The sequence below is a fragment of the Mesorhizobium sp. B2-7-2 genome, assembly GCF_006440775.1.
Classification (GTDB): Bacteria; Pseudomonadota; Alphaproteobacteria; order Rhizobiales; family Rhizobiaceae; genus Mesorhizobium.
In genome coordinates this window covers 91,689-117,693 of sequence record NZ_VFTZ01000007.1, presented here as the reverse complement: position 1 = coordinate 117,693, position 26,005 = coordinate 91,689, and the positions used below count along the sequence as shown (strand labels likewise).

Annotated in this window: 28 protein-coding genes; 18 read left to right on the top strand and 10 right to left on the bottom strand. The window is 63.9% G+C overall.

The features are described from left to right. The first annotated feature begins 52 nt into the window (after window positions 1-52). The 3 genes from FJ425_RS11965 to FJ425_RS11955 all read left to right on the top strand — a co-directional run bounded on the left by FJ425_RS11965 (window position 53) and on the right by FJ425_RS11955 (window position 4,800). On the top strand, window positions 53-820 hold the full coding sequence (locus FJ425_RS11965; protein WP_140723626.1) for a TlyA family RNA methyltransferase: 768 nt from the start codon (window positions 53-55) through the stop codon (window positions 818-820). Continuing rightward, complete coding sequence (locus FJ425_RS11960; RefSeq protein ID WP_140723622.1) at window positions 817-2,058, top strand: class I SAM-dependent RNA methyltransferase; 1,242 nt, start codon at window positions 817-819, stop codon at window positions 2,056-2,058. The genes FJ425_RS11965 and FJ425_RS11960 overlap by 4 nt, the downstream gene beginning before the upstream one ends. A 165-nt stretch (window positions 2,059-2,223) precedes the next feature. Continuing rightward, window positions 2,224-4,800, top strand: coding sequence for a caspase domain-containing protein (locus FJ425_RS11955; RefSeq protein WP_140723619.1), 2,577 nt, complete (start codon window positions 2,224-2,226; stop codon window positions 4,798-4,800). A 239-nt stretch (window positions 4,801-5,039) separates the two neighbouring features. On the opposite strand, the gene FJ425_RS11950 is transcribed toward FJ425_RS11955, so the two are convergent. The 5 genes from FJ425_RS11950 to FJ425_RS11925 all read right to left on the bottom strand — a co-directional run bounded on the left by FJ425_RS11950 (window position 5,040) and on the right by FJ425_RS11925 (window position 8,809). Further along, window positions 5,040-5,699 carry a transglutaminase-like cysteine peptidase gene (locus FJ425_RS11950; RefSeq protein WP_181175892.1) on the bottom strand — a complete coding sequence of 220 codons (660 nt, stop codon included), beginning with the start codon at window positions 5,697-5,699 and terminating at the stop codon, window positions 5,040-5,042. Between the two features lie 198 nt (window positions 5,700-5,897). Next, window positions 5,898-6,173, bottom strand: coding sequence for an AbrB/MazE/SpoVT family DNA-binding domain-containing protein (locus tag FJ425_RS11940; RefSeq protein ID WP_140723616.1), 276 nt, complete (start codon window positions 6,171-6,173; stop codon window positions 5,898-5,900). Window positions 6,174-6,212: 39 nt separating this feature from the next. Continuing rightward, the gene (tldD, locus tag FJ425_RS11935) at window positions 6,213-7,625 is read right to left on the bottom strand and encodes a metalloprotease TldD (RefSeq protein WP_140723613.1); all 1,413 of its coding nucleotides are present in this window, start codon (window positions 7,623-7,625) and stop codon (window positions 6,213-6,215) included. A gap of 99 nt (window positions 7,626-7,724) precedes the next feature. Beyond that, window positions 7,725-8,192, bottom strand: coding sequence for a YbjN domain-containing protein (locus FJ425_RS11930; protein WP_181165023.1), 468 nt, complete (start codon window positions 8,190-8,192; stop codon window positions 7,725-7,727). A gap of 77 nt (window positions 8,193-8,269) precedes the next feature. Next, complete coding sequence (locus FJ425_RS11925) at window positions 8,270-8,809, bottom strand: invasion associated locus B family protein (protein ID WP_095766761.1); 540 nt, start codon at window positions 8,807-8,809, stop codon at window positions 8,270-8,272. A gap of 329 nt (window positions 8,810-9,138) precedes the next feature. Here FJ425_RS11925 and coxB point away from each other — a divergent pair, with 329 nt between their 5' ends. From coxB to FJ425_RS11855, 14 genes are all read left to right on the top strand, one after another. Further along, entirely contained in the window at window positions 9,139-10,023 is an 885-nt protein-coding gene (gene coxB, locus FJ425_RS11920) for a cytochrome c oxidase subunit II (RefSeq protein WP_140635281.1), read from the top strand. Window positions 10,024-10,061: 38 nt separating this feature from the next. Next, the gene (gene ctaD / locus FJ425_RS11915) at window positions 10,062-11,711 is read left to right on the top strand and encodes a cytochrome c oxidase subunit I (RefSeq protein WP_140541529.1); all 1,650 of its coding nucleotides are present in this window, start codon (window positions 10,062-10,064) and stop codon (window positions 11,709-11,711) included. 76 nt (window positions 11,712-11,787) lie between these two features. Next, window positions 11,788-12,732 (top strand): heme o synthase, encoded by a 945-nt coding sequence (locus FJ425_RS11910; protein ID WP_140723610.1) that lies wholly within the window; start codon window positions 11,788-11,790, stop codon window positions 12,730-12,732. After that, window positions 12,729-12,920 carry a hypothetical protein gene (locus FJ425_RS11905; RefSeq protein ID WP_140723607.1) on the top strand — a complete coding sequence of 64 codons (192 nt, stop codon included), beginning with the start codon at window positions 12,729-12,731 and terminating at the stop codon, window positions 12,918-12,920. The genes FJ425_RS11910 and FJ425_RS11905 overlap by 4 nt, the downstream gene beginning before the upstream one ends. Beyond that, on the top strand, window positions 12,920-13,549 hold the full coding sequence (locus tag FJ425_RS11900; protein WP_140723604.1) for a cytochrome c oxidase assembly protein: 630 nt from the start codon (window positions 12,920-12,922) through the stop codon (window positions 13,547-13,549). Before FJ425_RS11905 ends, FJ425_RS11900 begins: the two co-directional genes overlap by 1 nt. Window position 13,550: 1 nt before the next feature. Continuing rightward, window positions 13,551-14,432, top strand: a complete 882-nt coding sequence (locus FJ425_RS11895; protein WP_140541533.1) for a cytochrome c oxidase subunit 3 — start codon at window positions 13,551-13,553, stop codon at window positions 14,430-14,432. Window positions 14,433-14,516: 84 nt separating this feature from the next. Beyond that, the gene (locus FJ425_RS11890) at window positions 14,517-14,903 is read left to right on the top strand and encodes a DUF983 domain-containing protein (protein WP_140541534.1); all 387 of its coding nucleotides are present in this window, start codon (window positions 14,517-14,519) and stop codon (window positions 14,901-14,903) included. Beyond that, window positions 14,900-15,655, top strand: coding sequence for an SURF1 family protein (locus FJ425_RS11885; protein ID WP_181175884.1), 756 nt, complete (start codon window positions 14,900-14,902; stop codon window positions 15,653-15,655). Before FJ425_RS11890 ends, FJ425_RS11885 begins: the two co-directional genes overlap by 4 nt. A gap of 137 nt (window positions 15,656-15,792) precedes the next feature. Then, a complete protein-coding gene (gene ispH / locus FJ425_RS11880) occupies window positions 15,793-16,797 on the top strand; it encodes a 4-hydroxy-3-methylbut-2-enyl diphosphate reductase (protein ID WP_140723601.1) in 1,005 nt (334 codons plus the stop codon). Between the two features lie 6 nt (window positions 16,798-16,803). Further along, window positions 16,804-17,766: a homoserine kinase gene (locus FJ425_RS11875; protein WP_140723598.1), complete on the top strand. Its 963-nt coding sequence runs from the start codon at window positions 16,804-16,806 to the stop codon at window positions 17,764-17,766. Further along, complete coding sequence (rnhA, locus tag FJ425_RS11870) at window positions 17,763-18,293, top strand: ribonuclease HI (protein ID WP_140541537.1); 531 nt, start codon at window positions 17,763-17,765, stop codon at window positions 18,291-18,293. The genes FJ425_RS11875 and rnhA overlap by 4 nt, the downstream gene beginning before the upstream one ends. Window positions 18,294-18,332: 39 nt before the next feature. Continuing rightward, entirely contained in the window at window positions 18,333-18,926 is a 594-nt protein-coding gene (locus tag FJ425_RS11865) for a histidine phosphatase family protein (protein WP_140723595.1), read from the top strand. A gap of 81 nt (window positions 18,927-19,007) precedes the next feature. Further along, a complete protein-coding gene (locus FJ425_RS11860) occupies window positions 19,008-19,289 on the top strand; it encodes a type II toxin-antitoxin system ParD family antitoxin (protein ID WP_140723592.1) in 282 nt (93 codons plus the stop codon). Next, window positions 19,279-19,584 carry a type II toxin-antitoxin system RelE/ParE family toxin gene (locus FJ425_RS11855; protein ID WP_140723589.1) on the top strand — a complete coding sequence of 102 codons (306 nt, stop codon included), beginning with the start codon at window positions 19,279-19,281 and terminating at the stop codon, window positions 19,582-19,584. The genes FJ425_RS11860 and FJ425_RS11855 overlap by 11 nt, the downstream gene beginning before the upstream one ends. Window positions 19,585-19,612: 28 nt before the next feature. Here the strand turns inward: FJ425_RS11855 and FJ425_RS11850 are convergent, their stop codons facing one another. The 3 genes from FJ425_RS11850 to FJ425_RS11840 all read right to left on the bottom strand — a co-directional run bounded on the left by FJ425_RS11850 (window position 19,613) and on the right by FJ425_RS11840 (window position 21,609). Continuing rightward, entirely contained in the window at window positions 19,613-20,089 is a 477-nt protein-coding gene (locus FJ425_RS11850) for a DUF2938 domain-containing protein (RefSeq protein WP_140723586.1), read from the bottom strand. A 91-nt stretch (window positions 20,090-20,180) separates the two neighbouring features. Then, complete coding sequence (locus tag FJ425_RS11845; RefSeq protein ID WP_140723583.1) at window positions 20,181-20,663, bottom strand: peroxiredoxin; 483 nt, start codon at window positions 20,661-20,663, stop codon at window positions 20,181-20,183. Window positions 20,664-20,802: 139 nt separating this feature from the next. Further along, window positions 20,803-21,609, bottom strand: coding sequence for a protein-disulfide reductase DsbD domain-containing protein (locus FJ425_RS11840; RefSeq protein ID WP_140723581.1), 807 nt, complete (start codon window positions 21,607-21,609; stop codon window positions 20,803-20,805). Window positions 21,610-21,734: 125 nt separating this feature from the next. Between FJ425_RS11840 and FJ425_RS11835 the strand changes: the two genes are divergently transcribed. After that, the gene (locus FJ425_RS11835) at window positions 21,735-22,343 is read left to right on the top strand and encodes a YqgE/AlgH family protein (RefSeq protein WP_095767156.1); all 609 of its coding nucleotides are present in this window, start codon (window positions 21,735-21,737) and stop codon (window positions 22,341-22,343) included. Window positions 22,344-22,506: 163 nt separating this feature from the next. On the opposite strand, the gene FJ425_RS11830 is transcribed toward FJ425_RS11835, so the two are convergent. Both FJ425_RS11830 and FJ425_RS11825 read right to left on the bottom strand, forming a co-directional pair. After that, window positions 22,507-25,395, bottom strand: a complete 2,889-nt coding sequence (locus FJ425_RS11830; protein ID WP_176476983.1) for an EAL domain-containing protein — start codon at window positions 25,393-25,395, stop codon at window positions 22,507-22,509. Window positions 25,396-25,397: 2 nt separating this feature from the next. Then, on the bottom strand, window positions 25,398-25,994 hold the full coding sequence (locus FJ425_RS11825; protein WP_140541542.1) for a GNAT family protein: 597 nt from the start codon (window positions 25,992-25,994) through the stop codon (window positions 25,398-25,400). Between the last annotated feature and the right edge of the window lie 11 nt (window positions 25,995-26,005).

Sequence of the window (26,005 nt, the reverse complement as noted above, 5' to 3'; positions counted from 1 at the left end):
TGCGCCGTATTCAACCATTGCGTTCGTGCCCGGCTTTCGTCAATGAAGGCCGATGAGTTCCCCTTTGCCAGCCAGCCGGCGCCAGCGGCTCGACGAATTGCTCGTCGGGCGCGGTCTGTTTGCCAGCCGCTCGCGCGCCCGCGACGCGATCGAGCGCGGCACGGTGACGGTTGACGGCGCCGTCGCCCGCAAGCCCGGCCAGCCCGTCGCGCCGGACTGCCTGGTTGCCATCGACGATCCGGCGCAGGCCTATGTGTCGCGCGCCGCGTTGAAGCTGATCGCCGGCCTCGACCATTTCGGCCTTGATCCTTCCGGCAGCGAGGCGCTCGACATCGGCGCCTCGACCGGCGGCTTCACCCAGGTGCTGCTCGAGCGCGGCGCGGCGCATGTCACAGCGATCGATGTCGGTCACGGCCAGATGCATCCAGACATTGCCGGCGACCCGCGTGTGACCGTGATCGAAGGGCTGAACGCGCGCGATCTGACGGCAGCCGATCTCGGCGGCCGTATTCCCGGTTTCCTTGTCTGCGACGTCAGCTTCATCTCGCTGAAGCTTGCGCTGCCGCCGGCGCTGGAATTGGCGGGCGAGGGCGCCAAGGCAGTTGTGCTGGTCAAGCCGCAATTCGAGGCGGGCCGCGAGGCCATCGGCAAGGGCGGCCTGCTCAAGGACCCGGGCGATGCCGAGCGGATTGCCGGGAACCTGCGCGACTGGCTGGCGGGTGTTCCCCGCTGGCGCGTGCTGGGACTCCAGCCGTCGCCGATCGAAGGCGGCGACGGCAACCGCGAGTTCCTGCTCGCCGCCATGAAGGACGGGCGATGAGCACACGCTTCACCATTGCAAGGCTCGGCTCGCAGGGCGACGGTATCGCCAATGCCGACGGCGGGGAGGTCTTCATCCCGTTCACGCTGCCCGGCGAAACGGTCACGGCCGCGCGCCAGAAGGACCGCGCCGCGCTGATGTCGGTATTGGAAGCCTCGCCGCTCAGGATCGATCCGGCCTGCCGCCATTTCACCGAATGCGGCGGCTGCGCGCTGCAGCATTACGAGGCCACAGCCTACCAACAATGGAAGCGCGAGAGGGTTGTGCACGCGCTGAAGGCCAAGGGCATCGCCTGCGAGATCGCTGCGCTGGTGCCTTGCGCGCCGCACACCCGCCGCCGCGTCACCTTCAGCGCCAGACGCACGGACGCCGGCATGCTGCTCGGCTTCGTGCGCGCGCTGTCCTCCGAGATCATCCCGATCGAGGAATGCCCGATCTCGCTGCCGGCGATGGTCTCGGCGCTCGACAAATTGCGTGCCCTGGCCGGCTTGGTCTGCGCCACCCCGAAGGCGTTTCATATGACGGTGACAGTCACGGCTTCGGGCCTCGACATTGCCGTGCACGATGCCGGCAAGCTTGGCGACCACCAGCGCCGTATCGCGTCGAATTTCGTCATGGCCGAAGGCCTGGCGCGGCTTTCCGTCGACGGCGAGATCGTGGTCGAGCCGAAGAAGCCGGTCGTGCAGTTCGGACCGGTCGCGGTCGCCGTGCCGCCCGGCGCCTTCCTGCAGGCCACGGAGGCCGCCGAGCAGGCGATGGCGGACCTTGTCGGCCAGCATCTGTCGCGCGCCAGGAAGGTCGTGGACCTGTTCGCCGGCTGCGGCAGCTTCGCGCTCAGGCTCGGCGCGCAATCCGAGGTCCATGCCGTCGAGGGCGATGCGCCGGCGCTTGCCGCGCTCGACCGCGCCTTCCGCTTTGCCAGCGGCCTGAAGCGCGTGACCAGCGAACGCCGCGACCTCTTTCGCCGGCCGCTGACTTTCAAGGAGTTGAACGCCTTCGACGGACTGGTCTTCGATCCACCGCGCGCCGGCGCCGAGGACCAGTCGAAGCAGATCGCCCGTTCCGACGTGCCGCTGGTCGCCGCGGTGTCCTGCAATCCGGTGACGCTGGCACGGGACCTGCGCATCCTGATCGACGGCGGCTATACGCTGAAGAGCGTCACGCCGATCGACCAGTTCCTGTGGTCGCCGCATGTCGAGGCCGTCGCGCTTTTGGAGAAGCCGAAGCGGCGGCGGTAGCTCGCGGCCGGGCTCGCGTGAAGATTGTGAAGCCTCTGTTCTTTCGACGAAATTGCGCCCTAAAGCCGCCTTTTTGCAGGGTCTTAATTCTGCGGTTAGGGAAACATTCCTGCCCCTCCGGCGTTATCACGTTGGACGAATGGCGGACAAGGATGGCGGATTGCAATGCGCTCGCTTCGGAAAGTCATCGGTCTTGTCGTCGTTCTCATCGTGTTCGCCGTCGCGTCCACGACGGGCGCGCTCGCCCAACAGCAGAAACGTCTCGCATTCGTCATCGGCAACGCCGCCTATCCGTCGGATGCGCTGGTCACCTCCGCGAATGATGCCGGTCTGATCGCGCAGACCCTGCAGGCAGCTGGATTCGATGTGGTCGGCGCACGCGATGTCGACCAGGAATCGTTGCGTGGCGCGCTGCGCGATTTCCTTGGAAAGGTTTCCGCCGCCGGCCCGGACGCGACCGTTTTCGTATACCTCGCCGGCCGCGGCGTGCAGTTCGAAGGCGAAAACTATTTCTTGCCGGTCGACGCCCAGATCGCCAATCCGGCCGACGTGCCGCTGCAGGCGATGCGGCTCTCCGATATCACCAAGTCCCTGGCGGGACTGCCGGCGAAGGTCAATATCGTCGTCCTCGACGCAGCACGGCCGAATGCTCTTCCGAAAATGAGCCAGCCGCTGGCCAGCGGTCTCGCGCTGGTCGACCCCGACCCCAACATGCTGATTGCGTTCAACGCGGCGCCCGGAACGGTTGCGCCGGAAGGCAAGGGCCCATACGGCGCCTATGCTCAGGCGCTCGCCGAGATGATGCGCGAAGGCGGCTTGTCGCTTGACGATGTTTTCGACCGCACGCGGCTACGCGTCAACGAGGTGACGCAAGGCGCCGAAGTCCCGTGGGACGCCTCGAAGATCAGCGCGCCCTTCGTCTTCTTCGAACGCGCTCCGGACGCGCCGCCGCCGAAGGTTTCGGAGGCCGAAGAACGGGCCAACCGGACCAGGCCGATCCGCGACTTCAATGCGCATGGCGCCTATGTCGCGGCACTCGACCGCGATACCATGCGCGGCTACGAGGAATTCCTCGTCGCCTATCCGCACGATCCGATGGCCAAGCGTGTGCGGGCCATCATCGCGGCGCGGCGCGAGGCGATCACCTGGCGCGAAACATGGCTGCGGGATACGCCGGAGGCCTATTGGTCCTACCTCGAGCGCTATCCGCACGGGCTGCATGCCTGGGACGCGCGCCGCCGGCTGGAGCATTTCGACGCCGAGCTCGAGCCACCGACGAGCTTCACCGTCATCGTCTACGACGTGCCGCCGCCGCCGCCGGAGGAAATCATCTATGTCGACAGGCCGGTGCTCTATTTCGACGATCCCGATTTCGAATTCGAGCCTCCGCCGCCGATCGACGTGATATTCCTGCCGCCGCCGCCGCCGGATTTCGTCGTGCTGACGCCGCCCCCGCCGCCGGTCGATGTTTACATCCTGCCGACGCCGGTCTTCGTCCCCGTGCCGGTCTGGGTCAGGCCGCCGCGTGACATCGTGCCGCCGCCGAACGACATCATCTTCAACAACATTCACAACACGACCGTCATCAACAACATCAACAACACGACGATCAACAACGAGCCGGCCAATCAGGCCGGACAGCCGAGCGCCAATGCACCGAGCGGCCTCACCACCGGCCAGAAGATGGCGGTTGGTGCGGGCGCGGCCTCCCTGGCAGCCAAGGTGGCGCTGCCGCCGGTGCTGCAGAAAAGGGCAGTGCTGTTCAAGCAAAACCAGGGCGGCCAGCCGCTGAAGCCGGGCCAGGCTGTCACGCAGGGCCAGCAGCCGGGTGCGACGCCGCAGGCGAGGACGATGGGCAAGCTCTCGACCGATCACGCCTTGCCGGGAGCTGACGGGAAGACGCTGCCGCTCGTCAACGGCAAGCCGGTGCTCAACGGTCAGAATGCGCCCAACAGGAAGGTGCTGGGCAAGCAAGGCACTGTGACTGGCAACCAGCAGGCTACCGGGAATGCCGGCGCCCCCGTTACCGGCAACGGCCAGCAGAACGGAGTCGTCGACGATCAGGGCAGGAAGGGCAAGTTCCGCAAGCTGCCGACCGTCAATGGCGCGCCAGGCGAGAACGGGCAGAACGCCCGGCAGAGGTTCGGGAAGAACAATCCGAATGCGTTGTCCGGCCAGAACGAAGGCAGACCGAGGAAGCTGACACGCAAGGATCTGTCGGCAGGCCAGACAGCTGTCAGCCCGAGCGATCAAGGCACGGTCAACGGAGGCGATAGAGGTAAGAAGTTCCGCAAGCTGCCGACCGTCAACGGCGCGCCGGCCGACAATCGGGCGAGTGTGCAGGAGCGGCTCAGGAGAAACAATCCGAGTGTGTTCTCCGACCAGAATCAGGGCTCGGCCAATGCAAACAGGAAGTTCCGCAGGCTGCCGAACGGCGAAGAGGGTTCCGCCGGCGCAGGCACCAATGTCCAGCGCAACTTCAAGCAGGAAAGACCGAACGTGCAGGTGCTCAGGCCGCAAAGGCCGGAGTTCCAGGCGCAGCCAAGGCCTCAGATGCAAGAGAGACGCCTGCAGCAGTTGAGGCCTGAGCCTCAGATGCAAGAAAGACGCTTGCAGCAGCAGCTACGGCCTCAGCCTCAGATACAGGAACGGCGCCTGCCGCAGCAGCCCAGGGAGCAGCCGCCGCAGGGAAACAAGAAGCTGACCTGCGGGCGTCCCGGCGAGCCGCCCTGCAAGCAGTAGGCCAGCAAGGCTTGCCTGGCCGCGGGCGGCAAACGCTCGTTCATAGGCAGGATTTCCTGCCTATGAATTTGCGAGGTAGAGAATGTGACGGATCAGGCCTTCAAAGCAGACCAGACCGCTCTGATCACGCCGGGAGCGATTGCGGGAAAAGGTGAAAGGTTCGGGCTCGGCGACTTCGCCATAATCCCATGGAGATAGAGCGGCTCGCCGTTTTCGTGAACGATGAAACGCTTTGGCCCTTATGAGTTCGGAGACAGCCGTTTCGCCGTGCCGCCGCGCTGGTTGATCGACACCCAGGTGTTCGGGTTCTGCTGCGATTGGCGTTTCAGGAAATAATAGCCGGTTGCGTTCCAGGGCCTGACCTCGTCGACCAGATTGTCCAGCACGAGATCGCCCTTGTCAGTTTTCACCGTCAGAATGGTGTGGCCCTCATTGTGGAGATCGCGCACCACCGTCATCAGCAGCGCCTGCCGGGGGAAGCCCGCTTCCAGGAGGAGCTTGCGCTTGTAGAGCGCGTAGATCTTGCAGTCGCCCTTGCCGTCCGTCGGATAGTCCCAGTGGTCCATCGTCGTGCCCCAGTGGTCGTAGTTGCTGACGGGCTTGATGGAGCGGTTCGCCTTCTGGTTTACCCGCTTGAGGATGCTCATGTTCTGCGCGGTCAGCCTGACGCTTGTGGCAGGCAGGGCAGGCACTTTGCATTCCTTCGGCCGGCGATGACAGAAATCGAGCCAGCCATATGGGACGCTGGTGCTGCCGCCGACTGCGGCGGAGCTCGCAGCCGCTAGCTTGAACAGCGACGACTGCGCCGCTGCAGGGCCGACTTGCAGCGATGATGCGCCAACCAGCGAAACGAGACCAATGAGGAAAGAAGAAGTCACGACGCCAGGGGAACGCTGCATTGCCACACCACCGCAACGAGAAGACTGTGGAGAAGCTAATGCGCAAACGCCCGCCCCGCCAATTAAACAATTAATAATGTCCTAACACGATTGTGTTCACTTCAAGGTGGAGGATGCATTCAAGCCGGAATCAACCGCCTGGCGCGCGGAGACTGCTCGGGATGTTCGTTCGTCAGGCAGCGAACGATAATGTTGGCATCAATCTCGAGCATGGCGCCGCCCTGCTTCAGCGAGGACGCCCGCGTCCATGTCTTCCAGTGTCTTCGGCGCGCCAGGGGATGGCAGGGAGCCAAAGACATCGTTCGGCTGCGTCGCCGCGAACACAGGCGCCAGCTTCAAAAGCACTCCCTCAGCCGTTTCCTCAACCTCGAGCCTCGTTCCCCGGCCCCACCCTCTCCGTTTCCGGATGGCACTGGGCAGGATCACTTGCCCCTTGGTCGAGACTGTGGTCGTCAGCTTTTCAGAGGTGGTCATGGCACCTTACCTGTGTAAGACGAAGGTATCGGTTAGACCTCAAACCCTGGTGCCGCCCACCGTCATCTGGTTCATCCGCAGATGCGGCTGGCCGACGCCGACAGGCACGCCCTGTCCGGCCTTGCCACACATGCCGATGCCGGTGTCGAGCTTCATGTCGTTGCCGATCATGCTGACGCGGTGCATGGCGTCCGGCCCGTTGCCGATCAGCATCGCACCCTTGATCGGCTGCGTCACCTTGCCGTTCTCGATCATGTAGGCTTCGGTGCAGCCGAACACGAACTTGCCGGAGGTGATGTCGACCTGGCCGCCGCCGAAGGAAACGGCATAGATGCCGTTCTTGACGGAGGCGATGATCTCTTCCGGCTCCACGTCGCCCGAGGTCATGTAGGTGTTGGTCATGCGCGGCATCGGCTGGTGCGCATAGCCCTCGCGGCGGCCGTTGCCGGTCGCCTTCATGCCCATCAGCCGGGCGTTCTGGCGGTCCTGCATATAGCCGACGAGTTTGCCGTCCTCGATCAGCACGTTGCGCGCCGAGGGCGTCCCTTCGTCGTCGACGGTGAGCGAGCCGCGCCGCTCGGGGATGGTGCCGTCATCGACCACGGTGACACCCTTCGCCGCCACCTGTTGGCCCATCAGGCCGGCGAAGGCCGATGTCTTCTTGCGGTTGAAGTCGCCTTCGAGCCCGTGCCCGACCGCTTCATGCAGCATCACACCCGGCCAGCCGCTGGAGAGCACGATGTCGAACGTGCCGGCGGGCGCCGGAACCGCTTCCAGATTGACCAGCGCCTGCCTCAGCGCCTCGCCGGCGGCATGCTTCCAGCTTTCCTCGCCGACGAACTCGCCAAAGCTCTTGCGGCCGCCCATGCCGTAGGAGCCGCTCTCCTGCCGGTCGCCATCGCCGACCACGACGGAAACATTGATCCGCACCAGCGGGCGGATGTCGCGCACGATCTGGCCGTCGCCGCGCACGATCTCGACATGCTGCCACGAGGCGGCAAGCGACGCCGTCACCTGGCGCACGCGCGGATCCTTGGCGCGCAGCCAGCCGTCGATCTCCTGCAACAGCTTGGCCTTGGCCTCGAAGGAAGGCGAGGGGATAGGGTTCTCGTCGCCATAGAGATGGCGGTTGGTGCGGGCGGGCGCTCCGGCCAATGTGCCGGAATAGCCGCCCTTGACCGCCGAGACGGCGTCGGCCGCGCGCAGCAGCGAGGCTTCGGACAGATCGCTCGAATGCGCATAGCCGCTGGCCTCGCCGGCCACGGCACGCAGCCCGAACCCCTGGTCAGTGTTGAAATTGGCTGTCTTCAGCCGGCCATTGTCGAACATCAGCGCTTCGCTCTCGCTGTATTCGAGGAACAGCTCGCCGTCGTCGGCGCCCTTGATGGTCTCGGTGACGATCTCCTTGACGCGATCGTCGGAAATGTCGAATTGGCCGATCAGGCTGTTCATGGCAAATCCATTCATGGAAACAAATCGTTCCTCGGCATGTAGGCGCGAAGCTGCTGTCGCACAATCGCCAACTGGGTCAAGCCGACGATTGCGCCGCCGTCACTTGCCGTTGACGAAGTCCTTGATGTTGCCGGCCATCGCGTTCCAATTGGAAAACTGCTCCTCGAGATTGGCCCTGGTAATGCCGCCGGCAAAGCTGACATCCATCCTGAAATTCGAGCCGTCGCCCGAATAGGCCTTCACCCAGCGGTATTTTGCGTTCCAGACGTTGGCTTGGTCAGCGGTAAGCGGGTCGGCGTAGCCGGTCGCGAATTGCAGCGACTTGCAGTTCTCGTGGTCTTCGCAGCCGTAGAAATAGATCAGGTATTTAACGCCGTCGATCCGCCCCGAAATCATCGGGTCGCCATTGTCGTCCTTGCCCATCCTGGCGGAACCGAAGCCCTTGGCGATATCGAGGATCGCCGCGGGGTCGGGCCTCTGGAGGATTTCGGCATCCTCGGCCCGGGCGACCGAAACCGCACCGGCCAGCGCCAGCCCAGCGATGAAAGCGGACAACGACGTGCGCATGGAGCCTCCTGCCGCTAAATCCGCATTCGCCATCCGACCTCAGCGTCGGAAATGGTCGCGGTGCATGGGCAAGAAGATCAAGGTAGGGCGGCGAAGCCGTCCGCAAAGCCCTTAAGATCGACGGGAATGCCGATGCCTTCTTCGGGCGTCTGGAAGACGATGAAGGTGGCCGACGTGCCGCTCTTCAGCGTGTCAAGCAACGGCTTTTCAAGGATCACCTCGGCGTAGCAGCCGTCCTGGAAGCAGCGCACGAAATAGGCGCGGCCGATATCCTTGCCGTCGACATTGAGGCCAAGGCCGTTGGGCAGGAGCACGCCGAGCGGCGCCAGCACGCGCAGGATCTCGGCCTTGTTGTCGGCTGTGCGCAGCACCACGACCGAAAGCCCCATTTCAGGGCGGTCCTCGGCGACGACGTTCTGCATCATCACGCATTGCTCTGACGTAGCACCTGCAGGCGTATCGCAGATGATCGACCACGCGCCATGCGTCGACTTCACCGTGCCGCTCGGCGGCTTGGCGTCGTTAGGCGAGGCGGGGGCGCCGACGGCTACGCCGACACCGAGCAAGGCGACGGCAAGGACGACCTTCGCCAGGGTTCTCGAAAGCCAGGAAGTCATGACGGCTCCATTGCGAATCACGGCACTTTAAGCCGCGCCGGGGCCAAGTAAAGGACGAGACCTCCGCCGGTCCGCCCCGACACCGGCAATCGCATGCTTTTCCAAAGCAAATTCGCCCGAATTGCGACCGTCGCGCATATAGCATGGCGGGCGCCGAACGCGGCCTTCGGCCTGCGCGCAAAAATGCCGCACGGTTTCCTCCGCTCCTTTCTTGCGGAGGGAAATAGAGTATGGTTTGAACCACCCTCGGGACAGACCCGGGATTCCCGATCCTGGCAGCGTCCGTTATTGGTGCGACCAGATCGCGGGAAATGGGAGACGAGAGGGCGATGAGGAAATTCCTGGCAAGCGCTGAATTCTTGGCAGGTGCGGCCGCTTCGGCCGTGCTCTTCTCCAGTGTGGCGGCTCGTGCCGACCAGCCGCGGGAATGGGAGATGACCTTCCAGGCGCCGGCGACCGACATGATGCGGCAGATCGAGCGGTTCGGGAACTACACCATGTGGTTCATCGTCCCGATCACCATCCTCGTGCTGGTGCTTCTGCTGGTCTGCATCGTCAGGTTCCGCGCCAGCGCCAATCCCGTGCCGTCCAGGACCAGCCACAACACGCTGATCGAGGTGATCTGGACGGTCGGGCCGGTGATCGTGCTCCTGCTCATTGCCATTCCCTCCTTCCAGCTGCTCACCGCGCAGTACACGCCGCCGGAAGAAGCCAAGCTCACCGTCAAGGCGACCGGCAACCAGTGGAACTGGGATTACGAGTACCAGGTCGACAAGACCTTCTCCTTCAACTCGGCGGTTCTGCAGGATGGCGACCGCGCCAAGGCCGGCAAGGAAGACCGCGCCCGCTATCCGCGTCTGCTCGCGGTCGACAACGAGCTGGTCGTGCCGGTCAACACTATGACCCGCGTGCTGATCACCGCCACCGACGTCATCCACTCCTTCGCCGTGCCGTCCTTCGGCATCAAGATGGATGCCGTCCCCGGCCGCACCAACGAGACCTGGTTCAAGGCGGAGAAGGAAGGCCTCTACTACGGCCAGTGCTCGCAGCTCTGCGGCAAGGACCATGCCTTCATGCCGATCGCCGTGCGCGTGGTGTCCGATGCGCAGTTCAAGACCTGGCTGGATACGGCCAAGACCGACGTGCCTGCCGCCAATAAGGCGCTGATGGCCGAGATCGATGGTACCAACAAGGTAGCGGCCGCCGGCAACTGATGCCGCGGGTTAGCAAGATTTAGGGAACGGAGCGGAACATGGCAGAGGCTGCAGCTCACGATCACGGCGACCACAGGCCGCATGGCTGGGTCCGCTGGGTCTACTCGACCAACCATAAGGACATCGGGACGCTCTACCTGATCTTCGCGATCATGGCCGGCATCGTCGGCGGCGCGCTCTCGGTTGCCATCCGCATGGAGCTGCAAGAGCCGGGCATCCAGATCTTCAGCGGCCTGGCCCAGATGGTCTACGGCATGCAGGGCGACGCCGCCATCGACGGCGGCAAGAGCATGTACAACGCCTTCGGCGCCGCGCACGGCCTGATCATGATCTTCTTCATGGTCATGCCGGCGCTCATCGGCGGCTTCGCCAACTGGATGGTGCCGATCATGATCGGCGCGCCGGACATGGCCTTCCCGCGCATGAACAACATCTCGTTCTGGCTGCTGCCGCCTGCCTTCATCCTGCTGCTCTCCTCAATGTTCGTGCCGAGCGCGCCGGGCGCCTTCGGCGTCGGCGGCGGCTGGACGATCTATCCGCCGCTCTCGACGTCGGGCCAGCCTGGCCCCGCGATGGATCTCGCGATCCTGTCGATCCACATCGCCGGCGCGTCGTCGATCCTCGGCGCCATCAACTTCATCACCACCATCTTCAACATGCGCGCTCCTGGCATGACGCTGCACAAGATGCCGCTGTTTGCCTGGGCGGTGCTGATCACCGCCTTCCTGCTGCTTCTGTCGCTGCCGGTTCTGGCGGGCGCCATCACCATGCTGCTCACCGACCGCAATTTCGGCACCGCTTTCTTCGTGCCGGACCAGGGCGGTGACCCGATCCTCTTCCAGCACCTGTTCTGGTTCTTCGGCCATCCCGAAGTGTACATCCTGATCCTGCCGGGCTTCGGCATCGTCAGCCATATCGTCTCGACCTTCTCGAAGAAGCCTGTCTTCGGCTATCTCGGCATGGCCTACGCCATGGTCGCGATCGGCGCCGTCGGCTTCATCGTCTGGGCGCACCACATGTACACGACCGGCCTGTCGCTCGACACGCAGCGTTACTTCGTGTTCGCCACCATGGTCATCGCGGTGCCGACCGGCGTGAAGATCTTCTCCTGGATCGCCACCATGTGGGGCGGTTCGATCTCCTTCAAGCCGCCGATGCTGTGGGCGCTGGGCTTCATCTTCCTGTTCACCATCGGTGGCGTCACCGGCGTTCAGCTGGCCAATGCCGGCCTCGACCGCTCGCTGCACGACACCTATTTCGTCATCGCCCACTTCCACTATGTGCTGTCGCTGGGCGCGGTGTTCGCGATCTTCGCCGGCTGGTATTACTGGTTCCCGAAGATGACCGGCTACATGTACTCGCCGGTTATCGCCAACACCCACTTCTGGGTCACCTTCGTCGGCGTGAACCTGATCTTCTTCCCGCAGCATTTCCTCGGCCTGGCCGGCATGCCGCGCCGTACCGTCGACTATCCGGACGCGTTCGCGGGCTGGAACATGGTGTCGTCCTACGGCTCCTACATCGCAGCCGTCGGTGTCGCGATCTTCCTCTACGGCGTGTTCGAGGCCTTCCAGAAGAAGCGCGTCGCGGGCGCCAACCCGTGGGGCGAGGGCGCCACCACGCTCGAATGGCAGCTGCCTTCGCCGCCGCCGTTCCACCAGTGGGAACAGCTGCCGAAGATCAAGTAGGCAGCGTCACAACGCATACGCGGCCGCCGGCTCGTCCGGCGGTCTTTGCCAACGGAATGATGGACTTTAAGTACGCATGGCGCTTGCCGAGGACAGATTGATGGAGGAAGCGGGCTTTCGCATGTCGGAAGCGACAGCAGGCGATTTCTTCGCCCTGTTGAAGCCGCGCGTCATGTCGCTGGTCGTCTTCACGGCCTTTGTCGGCATGATCGCGGCACCCGCCGCCATCAATCCGCTCATGGCGGTGATCGCCATCCTGGCGATCGCCATCGGTGCCGGTGCCTCCGGCGCGCTCAACATGTGGTACGACGCCGACATCGACGCGGTGATGACCAGGACCGCCGGCCGCCCGGTGCCGTCCGGCCGCGTCACGCCAGGCGAGGCGCTGAGCTTCGGCCTCGTGCTGTCGGTACTGTCGGTGATGACGCTCGGAGTGCTAATCAACTGGTTGTCGGCGTCGCTTCTGGCCTTCACCATCTTCTTCTACGCCGTCGTCTACACCATGTGGCTGAAGCGCTGGACGCCGCAGAACATCGTCATCGGCGGCGCCGCCGGCGCCATCCCGCCGGTGATCGGCTGGGCTGCCGTGACCGGCTCGGTCAGCCTCGAAAGCGTGGTCCTATTCCTGATCATCTTCCTGTGGACGCCGCCGCATTTCTGGGCGCTGGCTCTCTTCAAATCCGACGATTATGCCCGCGCCGGCATCCCGATGATGCCGAACGTCGCCGGCCAGGCCTCGACCCGCCGGCAGATCTTTGCCTATGCGCTGATCCTGGCGCCGGTCGGGGTGCTGCCCTGGGCGCTCGGCTACACAACGGCCGGCTATGGCGTCGTCTCGGCGGCCCTCGGCGCGGGCTTCGTCTGGTATGCCTGGAAAGTGCTTGCCATGGCCGACGAAGATCGCGCGATGAAGCCGGCCAAGGCGCTGTTCGGCTACTCGCTGCTCTATCTCTTCGCTATCTTTGCCGCCTATCTCGTCGACTGCGTGGTCGGGCGCGCGCTCATGATGGGGGGAGTATGATCGTGGCCGACAAGAACCTCGAACTGGTCACGCTGACCGAACGCCAGCAGAAGGCCCGCCGCAACCGCTCCATTGCCATCGGTCTCGCGCTGGCAGCGCTGGTCGTCGTCTTCTATGCCGCCACCATCGTGCGCTTCGGTCACAGCGGGGCCAGCATCACCGGCTCCGGCCTGTTGGGAGGCGGCTGATGGGCGGCGAGACCAGCAGCAAGCCCCGCAAGGTGAACAACGGCATCGTCGCCGCCGTCTGCCTCGCCTTCTTCACCGGCATGGTCGGCATGGCCTATGCGGCGGTGCCGCTCTATAAGATGTTCTGCCAGGTCACCGGCTATGGCGGGACCACGCAGCGCGCCGAAAAACAATATGCCGGCCGCGTGCTCGACCGCGATATCACCATCCGCTTCGATGCCAACACCAACGGCATTCCATGGCAGTTCGAGCCTGTCGCCCGCTCGGTGACGATCAAGATCGGCGCGACGGCGCAGGCGCATTACAGCGCCACCAACAAGTTCGACCGCACCATCACCGGCCGCGCCTCGTTCAACGTGCAGCCGGAAATGGCCGGTGCCTATTTCAACAAGGTGGAGTGCTTCTGCTTCACCGACACGACGCTGAAGCCCGGCGAGACGCTGGACATGCCGGTCGTGTTCTATGTCGATCCAGACATCGTCAACGTGCCGGAACTCAAGGACTTGAAGACCATCACCCTGTCCTACACGATGTTCCCGGTCGAAAACAAAAAGCCGGTCGCCTCGTCGGCGCCGGCCGCTGGCAGCAGCAACAAAGTTCCAGATTCCGACGCAAGCCTCGGGGGTTGATATGGCAGACGCGCACGCAAAACCACAACACGACTACCATCTCGTCAACCCCAGCCCGTGGCCTTTCCTGGGTTCAATCGGCGCGCTGGTCACCGCAATCGGCGGCGTCTGCCTGATGCAGTATCTGAAGGCCGGCAACTTCCCGGTCTTCGGCCACAACATCGCCAATCCGTGGCTGTTCTTCATCGGCATGATCATCGTGCTCTACACGATGTTCGCCTGGTGGTCCGACACCATCAAGGAAGCGCATGAGGGTCACCACACGCGCGTCGTGTCGCTGCATCTGCGCTACGGCATGATCATGTTCATCGCCTCGGAGGTGATGTTCTTCGTCGCCTGGTTCTGGGCCTTCTTCGACGCAAGTCTCTTCCCCGGCGAGGCGAACCAGTATGCCCGCACCGCCTTCACCGGCGGCGTGTGGCCGCCGAAGGGGCTTGAAGTCCTCGATCCCTTCCACCTGCCGCTCTACAACACCATCATCCTGCTTCTGTCGGGCACGACGGTGACTTGGGCGCACCACGCGCTTCTGCATGGCGACCGCAAGGGCCTGATCAACGGCCTGGTGCTGACCGTCGGCCTCGGCATGCTGTTCACCATGGTGCAGGCCTACGAGTACATGCACGCGCCGTTCGGCTTCAGGGATTCGATCTACGGCGCCACCTTCTTCATGGCGACCGGCTTCCACGGCTTCCATGTCATCATCGGCACCATCTTCCTGCTGGTCTGCCTCGTGCGTGCGATGCGCGGCGACTTCACGCCGAAGCAGCATTTCGGCTTCGAGGCGGCCGCCTGGTACTGGCACTTCGTCGACGTGGTCTGGCTGTTCTTGTTCAGCGCGATCTATGTCTGGGCCTCCAACGGCGCCATGATCGAAGGCCATTAAACCGACGGGTTTAGGAATCCCAAGGGGCGGCTGCGGCGACGTGGCCGCCTTATTCTTTGGGGCGAAAAGGTCTAGGGTGAGAACATGAGCGAAGACAAGGCGATCTGGCCCCCCATCGATCCGATCTCGGCCGGCCTGCATGGCCGCTGTCCGCGCTGCGGCGAAGGCAAGCTGTTCTCGGGGTTCCTCACCGTCGGCAAGCGCTGCTATAATTGCGGGCTCGACTATTCCTTCGCCGATGCGGGCGATGGGCCGGCAGTGTTTGTCATCCTGATCATCGGCTTCGTCGTCGTCGGCCTCGCATTGTGGATGGAGGTGACGTTCAGTCCGCCGCTCTGGCTGCACTTCATGTTGTGGATACCGCTCGCCTTGGTGCTGTGCCTGACGGCGCTGCGCCTGATCAAGGGTGTGCTGATCACCTTGCAGTATTCGAAGAAGGCCTCCGAGGGCAGGCTGGATTCCAACGAATGAGCGGGACGACCGGTTTGGTTGCCGGCCCTTCGCGGCCGCGCACGGCGTTGCTGCTTGGCCTCGGCCTTGTCCTGTTCGCTGTCCTGATCGGGCTCGGCACCTGGCAGGTCCAGCGCCTGCACTGGAAGGAAGGCCTGCTCGCAACCATTGACAAGCGCACCCATTCCGCACCGCTGGCTCTGGCGGACGTCGAGAAGGAATTCGCCGCTTCCCACGATGTCGACTACACGCCCGTGACGGTGACAGGCACTTTCCTGCACCAGGGCGAGCGGCACTTCTTTTCCACCTGGCAAGGCGACAGCGGCTTCAACGTCTACACGCCCCTGCAGCTCGAGGACGGCCGCTTCGTGCTCGTCAACCGCGGCTTCGTTCCCTACGACCTCAAGGATCCTTCCAAGCGCCGGCAGGGCGAGGTCGCCGGCAAGGTGACGGTGACCGGGCTCGCCCGCAATCCGCTGCCCGCGAAGCCGTCGATGATGCTTCCCGACAATGACGTCGCCAAGAACATCTTCTACTGGAAGGACCGCGACGTCATGGCGGCGACCGCTGGCCTGCCTGCCGGTTTCGTGCTGGTGCCGTTCTTCGTCGATGCCGACAAGACGCCGAATCCCGGCGGCCTGCCGGTCGGCGGCGTCACCATCATCGATCTGCCGAACAACCACCTGCAATATGCCGTCACCTGGTACGGGCTGGCCGCCGCCCTTGCAGCCGTGCTGATCCTGAGGTTGCGCCGCCCGGCGCAGGAGCAGTGAGCGCCGTCGCTCTTGACAGGGCAGGGGTGCGCACCTCATTTCGCCTAATCAAACAGATAGAGCATGATGTCGTCCGAAAACCGCTTCACACTTTTCGGCATCATGTTCTTGGTTCCGACTGAATCGGCCTTGCATTCATGACCCAGAAAAAGCCACCGCTGACGATCAGGCTCTGCCAGCCACGCGGCTTCTGCGCCGGTGTCGACCGCGCCATCCAGATCGTCGTGCTGGCGCTGAAGAAATACGGCGCGCCGGTCTATGTCCGCCACGAGATCGTGCACAACCGCTACGTCGTCGAAGGGCTGCAGAGCCTCGGCGCCGTCTTCATCGAGGAACTGTCCGAGATTCCGCCGGAGCATCGCCAGTCGCCCGTGGTCTTTTCCGCGCATGGCGTGCCGAAATCGGTGCCGGCGGACGCCCAGGCGCGCAATCTCTTCTACCTCGACGCCACGTGCCCGCTCGTCTCCAAGGTGCACAAGCAGGCGATGCGCCACCAGCGGCTCGGTCGCCATGTGCTCCTGATCGGCCACGCCGGCCACCCGGAGGTGATCGGCACGATGGGCCAATTGCCGGAAGGCGCGGTGACGCTGATCGAGACCGAGGCCGATGCAGCGCGCTTCGTGCCCTTCGACGCATCGGCACTGGGCTTCGTCACCCAGACGACCTTGTCGGTCGAGGACACCGCCGGCATCATCCGGGCGCTGCAGGAGCGGTTTCCCGAACTGCATGCGGCCGCGGCCGAATCGATCTGCTACGCCACCACCAACCGCCAGGAAGCGGTGAAGGAGACGGCGGCCGGCGCCGATCTTTTCCTTATCGTCGGCGCTCCCAATTCGTCCAATTCGCGTCGTCTTGTCGAAGTGGCGGAGCGCGCCGGCGCCACGATGTCGCTTCTCGTGCAGCGCGCCGCCGAAATTCCGTGGGATGAGATTGCCGGGATCAGGACGCTCGGCCTGTCGGCCGGCGCATCGGCGCCGGAAATCATCGTCGACGAGATCATCGACGCGTTCCGGCAACGCTTCGATGTCACCATCGATCTGGCCGTCACGGCCACGGAAACGGAGGATTTTCCGGTGATGCGGGTGTTGCGCGATGTCGAACTGACGGCGGCCGACATGGCCTTCGTCAATGGAGCGGCGTGAAACCGGATGGCCGTCTACACCGACGTCAACGAAGGCGAGCTGACCGCGTTCCTCAAAGCCTATCCGGTTGGTGAGCTGCTCTCCTACAAGGGCATCGCCGAGGGCACCGAGAATTCCAATTTCCTGGTCCACGCCTCGACCGGCTCCTACATCCTGACGCTCTACGAGAAGCGGGTCGACAAGGCCGACCTGCCGTTCTTTCTCGGCCTGATGGGCCATCTCGCCAGGAAGGGCATTTCCTGCCCGCTGCCGGTCACCGCGCATGACGGCACCGTCATCGGCATGCTCGCCGGCCGGCCGGCCGTCATCATCACCTTCCTCGAAGGCCTGTCGCTCAGGCGCCCGACCGCCGCGCATTGTGGCGAGGTCGGCAAGGCGCTCGCCGGCCTGCATCTTGCCGGCCGGGATTTTCAGATGCGAAGGCCGAATGCGCTGGCGATCGACGGCTGGCGCAAGCTCTGGGCGGCCTCGCACGAGCGCGCCGACGAGGTCGAGCCCGGCTTGGCGGCTGAGGTCGACGCCGATTTCGCCGATTTCGAGCGCAACTGGCCCACCGGCCTGCCGAAGGGTATCATCCACGCCGATCTGTTCCCGGACAACGTCTTCTTCCTCGGTGAGAAACTGTCGGGGCTGATCGACTTCTATTTCGCCTGCGACGACCTCTACGCCTATGATGTCGCCACCTGCCTCAACGCCTGGTGCTTCGAGAAGGATTTTTCCTTCAACCTGACCAAGGGGACGGCGCTGCTGGCCGGCTACCAGTCGGTGCGGCCGCTTCAGGATGACGAGAAGGCGGCGCTGCCGATGCTGGCGCGCGGCTCGGCGCTGCGCTTCATGCTGACCCGCCTCTATGACTGGCTGACCATTCCGGATGGCGGGCTGGTGATGAAGCGCGATCCGACCGAATATATCCGCCGCATGCGCTTCCACCGCGCCATCAAGTCGCCATCCGAATACGGGCTGACATGAACAAGCAGATCGAGATCTTCACCGACGGCGCCTGCTCGGGCAATCCCGGGCCGGGCGGCTGGGGCGCAGTGCTGCGCTACAACGGCGTCACCAAGGAGCTGTCCGGCGGCGAGGCCGAGACCACCAACAACCGCATGGAGTTGCTGGCCGCCATCACCGCGCTAAACGCGCTGAAGGAGCCTTGCGCGGTCGACCTCTACACCGACAGCAAATACGTCATGGACGGCATCTCCAAGTGGATCCACGGCTGGAAGAAGAACGGCTGGAAGACCGGCGACAGGAAGCCGGTCAAGAATGGCGAGCTGTGGCAGGCGCTCGACGAGGCCAATCGGCGCCACAAGGTCACCTGGCACTGGGTGAAAGGCCATGCCGGCCACCCGGAGAACGAGCGCGCCGACGAACTGGCCAGACAAGGCATGGCGCCGTTCAAGAAGGGGCCGGTGAAGCCCGTGTTGGCGGCGCAGCCTGCAGCGCAGCCGAAGCGGCCGGCGCTAGCAAAGGCGCGACGCTCGACCCAAAGTTACTGATCGGCCATCCAGCCCGCATCTGATCGGAGAAAGTTTGCCTTGCCGATCGCCTATTACATTACCCATCCGCAGGTTCGGATCGACGCCAACATTCCGGTGCCGGAATGGGGGCTGTCTGACATCGGCCGGGCAAGGGCTGTTGCGATGCTCGATCAGCCCTGGGTTGGCTCGATAGGGCGCATCGTGTCGTCCGCTGAACGCAAGGCGGTCGAAACTGCGGAAATCCTGGCGAAGCACCTTCATCTTGAGGTCGAGGTGCGGGAGCGGATCCACGAGAACGACCGGTCGGCGACGGGCTTCCTGCCGCCGCCGGAATTCGAAGCGGTTGCCGACGAGTTCTTCGCCAGGCCGCACGACAGCATCCGCGGATGGGAAAGGGCGATAGACGCGCAGCAGCGCATCGCGGACGAAGTCGACGCCGTGCTTGACGCCGGTCTCACCGGCAATATGGCTTTCGTTGGCCACGGAGGCGTGGGGACACTTCTGCTGCTTTCGCTCGATGGCCGCCAGATCAGCCGTATCGCGGATCAGCCGGCGGGCGGCGGCAACTACTTCGCCTATGATATCGGCGCGCGCCGCGTCCTGCACGGCTGGCGCCCGATCGACGATAGGGCGCCGGATCCCGGCATTTGATCGTCAGCGGATCTGCAGTGCCTTGATTGCAGTGCTGCAAAGGGAGTATTATTTACTACCATAGAGCAAGGATAGCTGCCGATGGCAAACGTGGAAAAAATCAGCGTGGCGGTCACGACGCAGCAGGCGGCCGTCATGCGTGAGGCCGTGGAAACCGGCGAATACGCGACCACGAGCGAAATCGTGCGCGAAGCGGTGCGGGACTGGTTGACCAAGCGAGAACTGCGCCAAGAGGACTTGCGCCGTCTGCAACAGCTCTGGGACGAGGGCAAGGCGAGCGGGAGACCGGAGCCATTGGACTTTGACGCCCTCAGAAAGGAAGCTCGGCAGAGGCTCAAGGACGCCGCGCCGAATGGCCGTTAAGGTAGTCTGGTCACCAGCGGCCAGAGCCGATTTAATCGACATCTATGTGGCCATTGGCAGTGAAAACTTGAGGGCCGCCGATCGCTACTACGACTGGATAGAGGACCGGGCGCTGCAATTGGCTGACCAGCCACGCATAGGCGTAAGGCGGCCTGACATTCGGGCGCGACGCGCATGTTGGTGGCGCCGCCGTTTGCTCTACGAAACGGTACCGGATGCGGATGATGATCCAATAGAGTTGGTCGAGATCGTTCGCGTCGTGGATGGGCGCCGGGACCTGAACCGTCTGTTCTGATTCAGCTCATCTGCCGGTGCCGGAATCGTTAGCGGATCAGCAGCGCCGTCGAGAACATGCCGAGCGCGAACACCGTGTGCGCTATGAGGTTGAGCGCGCGCACCTTCATCGGATTGGGAAGCTTGGACGCCGCCCAGCCGGCGCCCATGCCCGGCGCCAGGAGGAACCAGCCGGCCCCGACCGTGACGATGCCGAGAATGAAGGCCGGCAGGAATGTCGGCGCCGCCAGCCAGCCTGCGCCGGCGAGCACCACCAGGATCACGCCATAGAGGATGCCGACCAGATAGTGGAATGCCCAGCCGAGCGCCTTTTCATGCGCATAGGGCGCGGCCTTGCCGATATCGTCGTGAAAGACCCTCTCCGGCAGATGCCGCACCCAGCGTCCGACCATGCCCCAGTTGGGCAATGGCAGGCCGAACGCCTTGTTGAGGACGATCGCCCAGATATCCATGAACACCGTGGCGCCGATGCCGATCGCCACTGCGCGCCAGACGGTATCGAGCATCAGAGCACGATCCTGAAAAGGTCAGCGAACGCAAAAAGTGGGAACTGGTTTTCGGACAAGATCATGCGGTCAACGAAAACCTGATCCTGATCTAGAGCTGCTCGAGGATTTTTGCCGCGCCACTCTCGTCGACGCCTGGCTTGGTCTCGACATTGAGCGCCACGACCTTGCCGTCGTCGACGATCATCGAGAAGCGTCTCGAGCGCAGTCCCATGCCGGTAGCGGAAAGATCGTTGTCGAGTCCAACCGACTTGGCGAAATCGCCGCTGCCGTCGGCGAGATAGAGGATCTTGCCTTCGCCGCCGGTGAACCGCGCCCAGGCGCCCATGACATGCACGTCGTTGACCGAGACGACGGCGATCGTGTCGACGCCGCGGGCCAGGATGGCATCATGGTTCTCCAGATAGCCAGGCAGGTGGTTGTTGCTGCAGGTCGGCGTGAAGGCGCCGGGAACGCCGAACAGCACGACTTTCTTGCCGGCGAAGATCTCATCGCCGGTGATCGACTTTGCGCCGTCCGCGGTCATCGTCTTGAAGGTCGCTTCGGGCAGTTTTTCGCCAACCGCAATGGTCATGTTGTGCCTCGCTTGGGGGATGGGAAGGATCGATGCCTTCGATATCGAACTGCGCGGGCTCCGGCAACTCTTCAGAGCAATTCCAGGAAAAGTGTGCAGCGGTTTTCCGTCCGGAATTGCGGCTCGGAAAGACCCTGGATCAAGGGAAAGGCAGCAGGCCGTCCACCGAACCCTCGGCGCTGGTCAGCGTGTAATACAGCCCGCCATCGGTCGGCGCCGCCGACGGCCGGTCGAGGATCGGCACGGTGAAGATGAGCTTGCCGTCCTTCTGACTGCGCACCGGCGCGCCGAACATGTAGTCGCGCTCGCCGGCGATGAAGAGATCGACGGATTGCGGATCGCCGGGCGACTGCGCCTGGACGACAAGGGTCTCATGGTCGCTGGACAGCACGCTGATGCCGAAATCGGACCGCGCCGGGGAGGGCAGCGTCGCAAGCGCGGTTTTCACCAGGGCCGCGTCGGTCGCGTTATCCGGATCGGACCCGGGATCGACGCTGAGCCGGGTCTGCACTGGAATGCAGATCGTCTCGCAGATGCCGAGGAAGATGTTGGCATCGATGGTCGCCGGCTGGTCGGGCGAAGACAGCGTGAACGTCACCGGCAGCGACACCGGCCGATCGTAGCCGGCCCATTTGCCGTAGCCGTCGTCATGCCGCTGCGGCGGCGGGAACGACAATTGCGCGTCGGCGACATTGGTGCTGCCCGATATGTCGAGTTGCGGCGGCACGCCGGCGTCGCCTGGATCGCGCCAATAGGTCTTCCAGCCGGGCTTCAACGCTATGTCGAGCACGCCGTGGATCTTGCCGGCCTCGTCGGGCTTGCCGGTGGTCACCAGCCGAACCTTGCCGCCTTCACTGTTGTACCAGTTCGAGGAGGAGGCCTCGGCCGGTAGGATTGTAGCCCACCCGAAAACGACGCCGAGAACCAGTAATTTCATGTATCGCATGCGGTGATTTGACCGTCCGTTCTTGGCCGCGCAATGACTTCATCGCTCTCCCGGTATCATATTTGCGTGACATCGGGGACTGGCACCATCTTTTCGGCGCTGCCGAAACGCGTTACGCTGAAGCCATGGACTTGCTGCGCCACAAGAAGTCGGCCGCCGGACGCGGTTTCCTCGACGATCAGTTCCTGATTGCCATGCCTGGCATGAAGGACGACCGTTTCGCGCGTTCCGTCATCTACATCTGCGCCCATAGCGACGAGGGCGCGATGGGACTGATCATCAACCAGACGCAGCAGATGCTGTTTCCGGACCTGCTTGTGCAACTCGGCATCATGAACGAGCAGGAAGCGATCCGCCTGCCGGCGCATACGCGCGATTTCGTCGTGCGCAATGGCGGGCCGGTCGACCGCAGCCGCGGCTTCGTGCTGCATTCCGGCGACTATCGCGTGGAATCCTCGCTCAACGTCTCCGACGATATCTGCCTGACGGCAACGGTCGATATCCTGCGCGCCATCTCGACCGGCCGCGGCCCGCGCCATGCCCTCATGGCGCTCGGCTATTCCGGCTGGGGCGCCGGCCAGCTCGAAACGGAAATCTCCGAGAATGGCTGGCTCACCTGTCCGGCGACGCCAGAGCTTCTGTTCGACACCGATATCGAGCGCAAATACGACCGTATCCTTGCCTCGATCGGCATCGACCTCGCCCATCTGAGCGCCGCCGCCGGGCACGCTTAGCCTACCGTACCGAGCAGACGCAGAGGCCGTTTCGAAACTCGCTCATGCGAGTCATATGGTGGTGATTTCGAGAACCGGAGCGGAGCGTGCTTAACGCACGTGAGCACCGGAAGCGCAGAAAACGCCGCCAGATGGCCGCAGGAGCAGAGTTTCCAAACGGCCTCTAAGCCTGGGTCAGCGGATATTGTTCCCTCAGCGTCTTCAGCACCTGGTCGCCGGGCATCGGCGCGCCGAACATGAAGCTCTGCACATATTCGCAGCCCATCTGGCGCAGCTCCAGCGCGTCGCTTTCATCCGAAATGCCTTCCGCCACGACCGAAAGCCCCAGCTCATGCGCCATATTGACCATGGATTTGAGCAGCACGGCACGCTTCGGCGTGGCGTCGTCGACGAAGCTCTTGTCGATCTTGATGGTGTCGAAGGGGAAGCGCGTCAGATAAGAGAGCGAGGAATAGCCGGTGCCGAAATCGTCGAGCGACAGTCCGATGCCGAGCTGCTTCAGCTTGGTCAGCACATGCGCGGTCTGCTCGGGATTGTCCATCACCAGGGATTCGGTCAGCTCGAGCCGGAAGCAGCGCGGTTTCAGATTGGCGCGCGCGATGACCGAGCGGACGTCGCTGACAAGGTCGCGGCGGATGAGCTGGCGGCTGGACAGGTTGACCGAGACCGAGAGCGGCGCGTCGCCGATCTGCTTCTGCCAGGTGGCGAGGTCCTCGGCCGCCTGCTGCATGGCAAACAGGCCGAGCTGCACGATCAGCCCGCAATTCTCGGCTACCGGAATGAAGTCCCCCGGCGGGATCATGCCGCGGCGCGGATGGTCCCAGCGCAGCAGCGCCTCGAAGCCGGCGACGCTGCCATCCTCCAGCCGCACGATCGGCTGGTAGGCAAGCGTGAACTCGCGCCGCTCGATGGCGCGGCGAAGGTCGGATTCGAACTGCAGCCGATCGGTGCCGACGGTGCGGAAGGCGGGACGGAACGGCTCGATCCTGTCGCCGCCGAAACGCTTGGCCTGGTGCATGGCGAGCTCGGCGTCCTTGACCATGTCCTCGGCCGAAGTCTGCGCCGTCGTCCAGGTGATCAGGCCGATCGATGCGGTGAGCACGATTTCTCGCTTGGCGAAGGTGATCGGATTGTTGATCGCGTGCTTGATGGCGTCCGCCATGGCGGCGATGCGGGCCGGATCCTGTTCCGAAAGCAGCATCAGCGCGAACTGGTCGCCGGCAAAGCGCGAAAGCGAATCCTTCGGCTTGAGCAGCCGGTGCAGCCGGCGCGCGACAGTGAGCAGAATGGTGTCGCCGGCGGAGATGCCGAGGCCGTCATTGACCTGCTTGAAGCGATCGATATCGATGATGAAGACCGTCGGGCGCACCTTTTCCTCGGTGCGGGCGATCGAGATGATCGCTTCCAGCCGGTTCATGAACAATTCGCGGTTCGGCAGGCCGGTCAAATTGTCATGCACGGCGTCGTGCAGCAGCCTTTCCTCGGATTTCTTCTGCTCGGTGACGTCGATCATGGTGCCGACGCAGCGGATCACCTCGCCGTCGGAGCCGATCACCGGGCGGGCGCGCAGCGAGAACCAGTGGTAATGGCCGTCGGCGCCGCGCAGGCGGAAGTTCTGCGCCACCTTGCCGCGCCTATGCTCCAGCACCACGTCGAGCGTGGTGCGGAACGTGTCGCGGTCGTCGGCATGCAGCACCGGCAGCCAGTTGCGGGCAGCACCCCCGAGGCTGTTGGGCGCAAGGCCGAGCTGCAGGCTGATATCGGGCTTGGTCACCACGCGGTCGCGCAGCACGTCCCAATCCCAGACGATGTCGCCCGAGCCGGCGACGGCGAGCGCCTGCCGCTCGAGGTCGGAGAACAGGCCCTGATGCAGCGCGCCGCCGGCAAAGGCGTGCTGCATGACCGTGAAGCCGATCAAGAGGATGATCAGGATCAACCCGCCGCCCAGCGCCGGCTGGGCGATGTCGTTGTCCAGCATGCCGGTGATCGCCATCCACGACCCGCATAGCCATAGCAGCACCATCACCCAGCTCGGTACCAGCATGATCGCGCGGTCATAGCCGCGAATGCCGAGGAAGATGATCAGGCCGAGACCCGTGAGCGCGGTGGCGGCGAACGAGATGCGGGCAACGCCGGCGGCGACCGCCGGATCGACGATGGCCACCCCCGCGATCAACAGCAGCCCGAGGATCCAGACCAGCGCGCCGTAGCTGAAATGACCATGCCATCGGTTGAGATTGAGATAGGCGAACAGGAACACCACGAAGGTTCCGGCCAAGGCCACCTCCGTGCCGGCCCGCCAGATCTGCTCGTTGCCGGGCGATATCTCGATGATCTTGTTGAGAAAGCCGAAATCGACGCAGATATAGGCCAGCACCGCCCAGGCGAGCGCCGCGGTCGCCGGGAACATCGAGGTTCCCTTGACCACGAACAGGATCGTCAGGAACAGCGCAAGAAGCCCCGAAATGCCGATGACGATGCCGCGGAACAGCGTGTAGGAGTTGACCGAGTCCTTGTATGAATCCGGCTCCCAGAGATAGACCTGCGGCAGTTTCGGCGAGGCGAGCTCGGCGATGAAGGTCACCACCGTTCCGGGGTTCAGCGTCACCCGGAACACGTCGGCGTCCGGGCTTGTCTGGCGGTCGAGCGCGAAGCCCTCGCTGGGCGTGATGGCGGCGATGCGCGTGGAGCCGAGATCCGGCCAGAAGATGCCGGAATTCACCAGCCGGAAATGCGGCGCGACGATCAGCCGGTCGAGCTGCTGGTCGGTGGTGTTGGCGAGCGCGAAGACGGCCCAGTCGCCGCTCGAGCGAGCATCATTGGCTTCCACCTCGATGCGCCGCACGATGCCGTCGGGGCCGGGCGCCGTCGAGACCTGGAAATTCTCACCCTGGTTCCGGTAGATTTCCACGGCCCGCGACAGATCCAGCGCCTTGTCGTCGCGCGCGATCTTGATCGGCTCGACGGCAAAAGCCGGCATGGCCGAAAAAAGCGTGACGACGACCGTCATGATGAGGGCGAACAGCGACGCTAATCGCGGAAAATTCGTCACAATCAGCCCTTCGTTCCATCGCCCGGCGGATCGTCCGCAATCCGGGCGTAGAGGTAGTGATCCTGCCAGATGCCGTTGATCCTGAGATAGGATCGCAGAAGTCCTTCGCGCCGGAATCCGGCTTTTTCAAGCACACGGATCGACCGGGCATTTTCGGGAATACAGGCAGCTTCGATCCGGTGCAACCGCAGCGTATCGAAGGCGAAGCGCGACACCAGCTTGACCGCCTCGGTCATCATGCCGCGGCCGCCGAAGCGTTCGCCGATCCAGTAGCCGATATGGCCGCTCTGCGCGACGCCGTGGCGGATGTTGCCGAGCGTGATGCCGCCGGCGAGCTTGCCGCTCGATTTTTCGAAGATGAAGAAGGCGATCGCCGTGCCCTGGGCATAATCCTCGCGGTAGCGGCTGATGCGCAGGCGCCAGGCATTGCGGTCGAGCTCGTCCGGCTGCCAGCGCGGCTCCCAGGGTTCGAGGAAGGCGCGGCTTTCGCCGCGCACCGCCGACCATTCGCGGTAATCGTTGGTCAAGGGCACGCGCAACGTGACCTTGTCGCCCTTCAGTGCCGGCAGGTCGCGGCGAAAGAAAGGGAGCGCGAACACGGTTTTGGTCG

Excerpts from the sequence above, each read along its gene's own strand:
- FJ425_RS11835 (WP_095767156.1), top strand. The coding sequence starts at position 21,735 with ATGGACTTGCTGCGCCACAAGAAGTCGGCCGCCGGACGCGGTTTCCTC.
- FJ425_RS11905 (WP_140723607.1), top strand. The coding sequence starts at position 12,729 with ATGATCGTGGCCGACAAGAACCTCGAACTGGTCACGCTGACCGAACGC.
- tldD (WP_140723613.1), bottom strand. The coding sequence starts at position 7,625 with ATGAACAGCCTGATCGGCCAATTCGACATTTCCGACGATCGCGTCAAG.
- ctaD (WP_140541529.1), top strand. The coding sequence starts at position 10,062 with ATGGCAGAGGCTGCAGCTCACGATCACGGCGACCACAGGCCGCATGGC.
- FJ425_RS11860 (WP_140723592.1), top strand. The coding sequence starts at position 19,008 with ATGGCAAACGTGGAAAAAATCAGCGTGGCGGTCACGACGCAGCAGGCG.
- FJ425_RS11930 (WP_181165023.1), bottom strand. The coding sequence starts at position 8,192 with ATGCGCACGTCGTTGTCCGCTTTCATCGCTGGGCTGGCGCTGGCCGGT.
- coxB (WP_140635281.1), top strand. The coding sequence starts at position 9,139 with ATGAGGAAATTCCTGGCAAGCGCTGAATTCTTGGCAGGTGCGGCCGCT.
- FJ425_RS11855 (WP_140723589.1), top strand. The coding sequence starts at position 19,279 with ATGGCCGTTAAGGTAGTCTGGTCACCAGCGGCCAGAGCCGATTTAATC.
- FJ425_RS11955 (WP_140723619.1), top strand. The coding sequence starts at position 2,224 with ATGCGCTCGCTTCGGAAAGTCATCGGTCTTGTCGTCGTTCTCATCGTG.
- FJ425_RS11965 (WP_140723626.1), top strand. The coding sequence starts at position 53 with ATGAGTTCCCCTTTGCCAGCCAGCCGGCGCCAGCGGCTCGACGAATTG.
- FJ425_RS11885 (WP_181175884.1), top strand. The coding sequence starts at position 14,900 with ATGAGCGGGACGACCGGTTTGGTTGCCGGCCCTTCGCGGCCGCGCACG.
- FJ425_RS11910 (WP_140723610.1), top strand. The coding sequence starts at position 11,788 with ATGGCGCTTGCCGAGGACAGATTGATGGAGGAAGCGGGCTTTCGCATG.
- FJ425_RS11940 (WP_140723616.1), bottom strand. The coding sequence starts at position 6,173 with ATGACCACCTCTGAAAAGCTGACGACCACAGTCTCGACCAAGGGGCAA.
- FJ425_RS11960 (WP_140723622.1), top strand. The coding sequence starts at position 817 with ATGAGCACACGCTTCACCATTGCAAGGCTCGGCTCGCAGGGCGACGGT.
- FJ425_RS11840 (WP_140723581.1), bottom strand. The coding sequence starts at position 21,609 with ATGCGATACATGAAATTACTGGTTCTCGGCGTCGTTTTCGGGTGGGCT.
- ispH (WP_140723601.1), top strand. The coding sequence starts at position 15,793 with ATGACCCAGAAAAAGCCACCGCTGACGATCAGGCTCTGCCAGCCACGC.
- FJ425_RS11925 (WP_095766761.1), bottom strand. The coding sequence starts at position 8,809 with ATGACTTCCTGGCTTTCGAGAACCCTGGCGAAGGTCGTCCTTGCCGTC.
- FJ425_RS11875 (WP_140723598.1), top strand. The coding sequence starts at position 16,804 with ATGGCCGTCTACACCGACGTCAACGAAGGCGAGCTGACCGCGTTCCTC.
- FJ425_RS11895 (WP_140541533.1), top strand. The coding sequence starts at position 13,551 with ATGGCAGACGCGCACGCAAAACCACAACACGACTACCATCTCGTCAAC.
- FJ425_RS11950 (WP_181175892.1), bottom strand. The coding sequence starts at position 5,699 with ATGCAGCGTTCCCCTGGCGTCGTGACTTCTTCTTTCCTCATTGGTCTC.
- FJ425_RS11900 (WP_140723604.1), top strand. The coding sequence starts at position 12,920 with ATGGGCGGCGAGACCAGCAGCAAGCCCCGCAAGGTGAACAACGGCATC.
- FJ425_RS11850 (WP_140723586.1), bottom strand. The coding sequence starts at position 20,089 with ATGCTCGATACCGTCTGGCGCGCAGTGGCGATCGGCATCGGCGCCACG.
- FJ425_RS11845 (WP_140723583.1), bottom strand. The coding sequence starts at position 20,663 with ATGACCATTGCGGTTGGCGAAAAACTGCCCGAAGCGACCTTCAAGACG.
- rnhA (WP_140541537.1), top strand. The coding sequence starts at position 17,763 with ATGAACAAGCAGATCGAGATCTTCACCGACGGCGCCTGCTCGGGCAAT.
- FJ425_RS11890 (WP_140541534.1), top strand. The coding sequence starts at position 14,517 with ATGAGCGAAGACAAGGCGATCTGGCCCCCCATCGATCCGATCTCGGCC.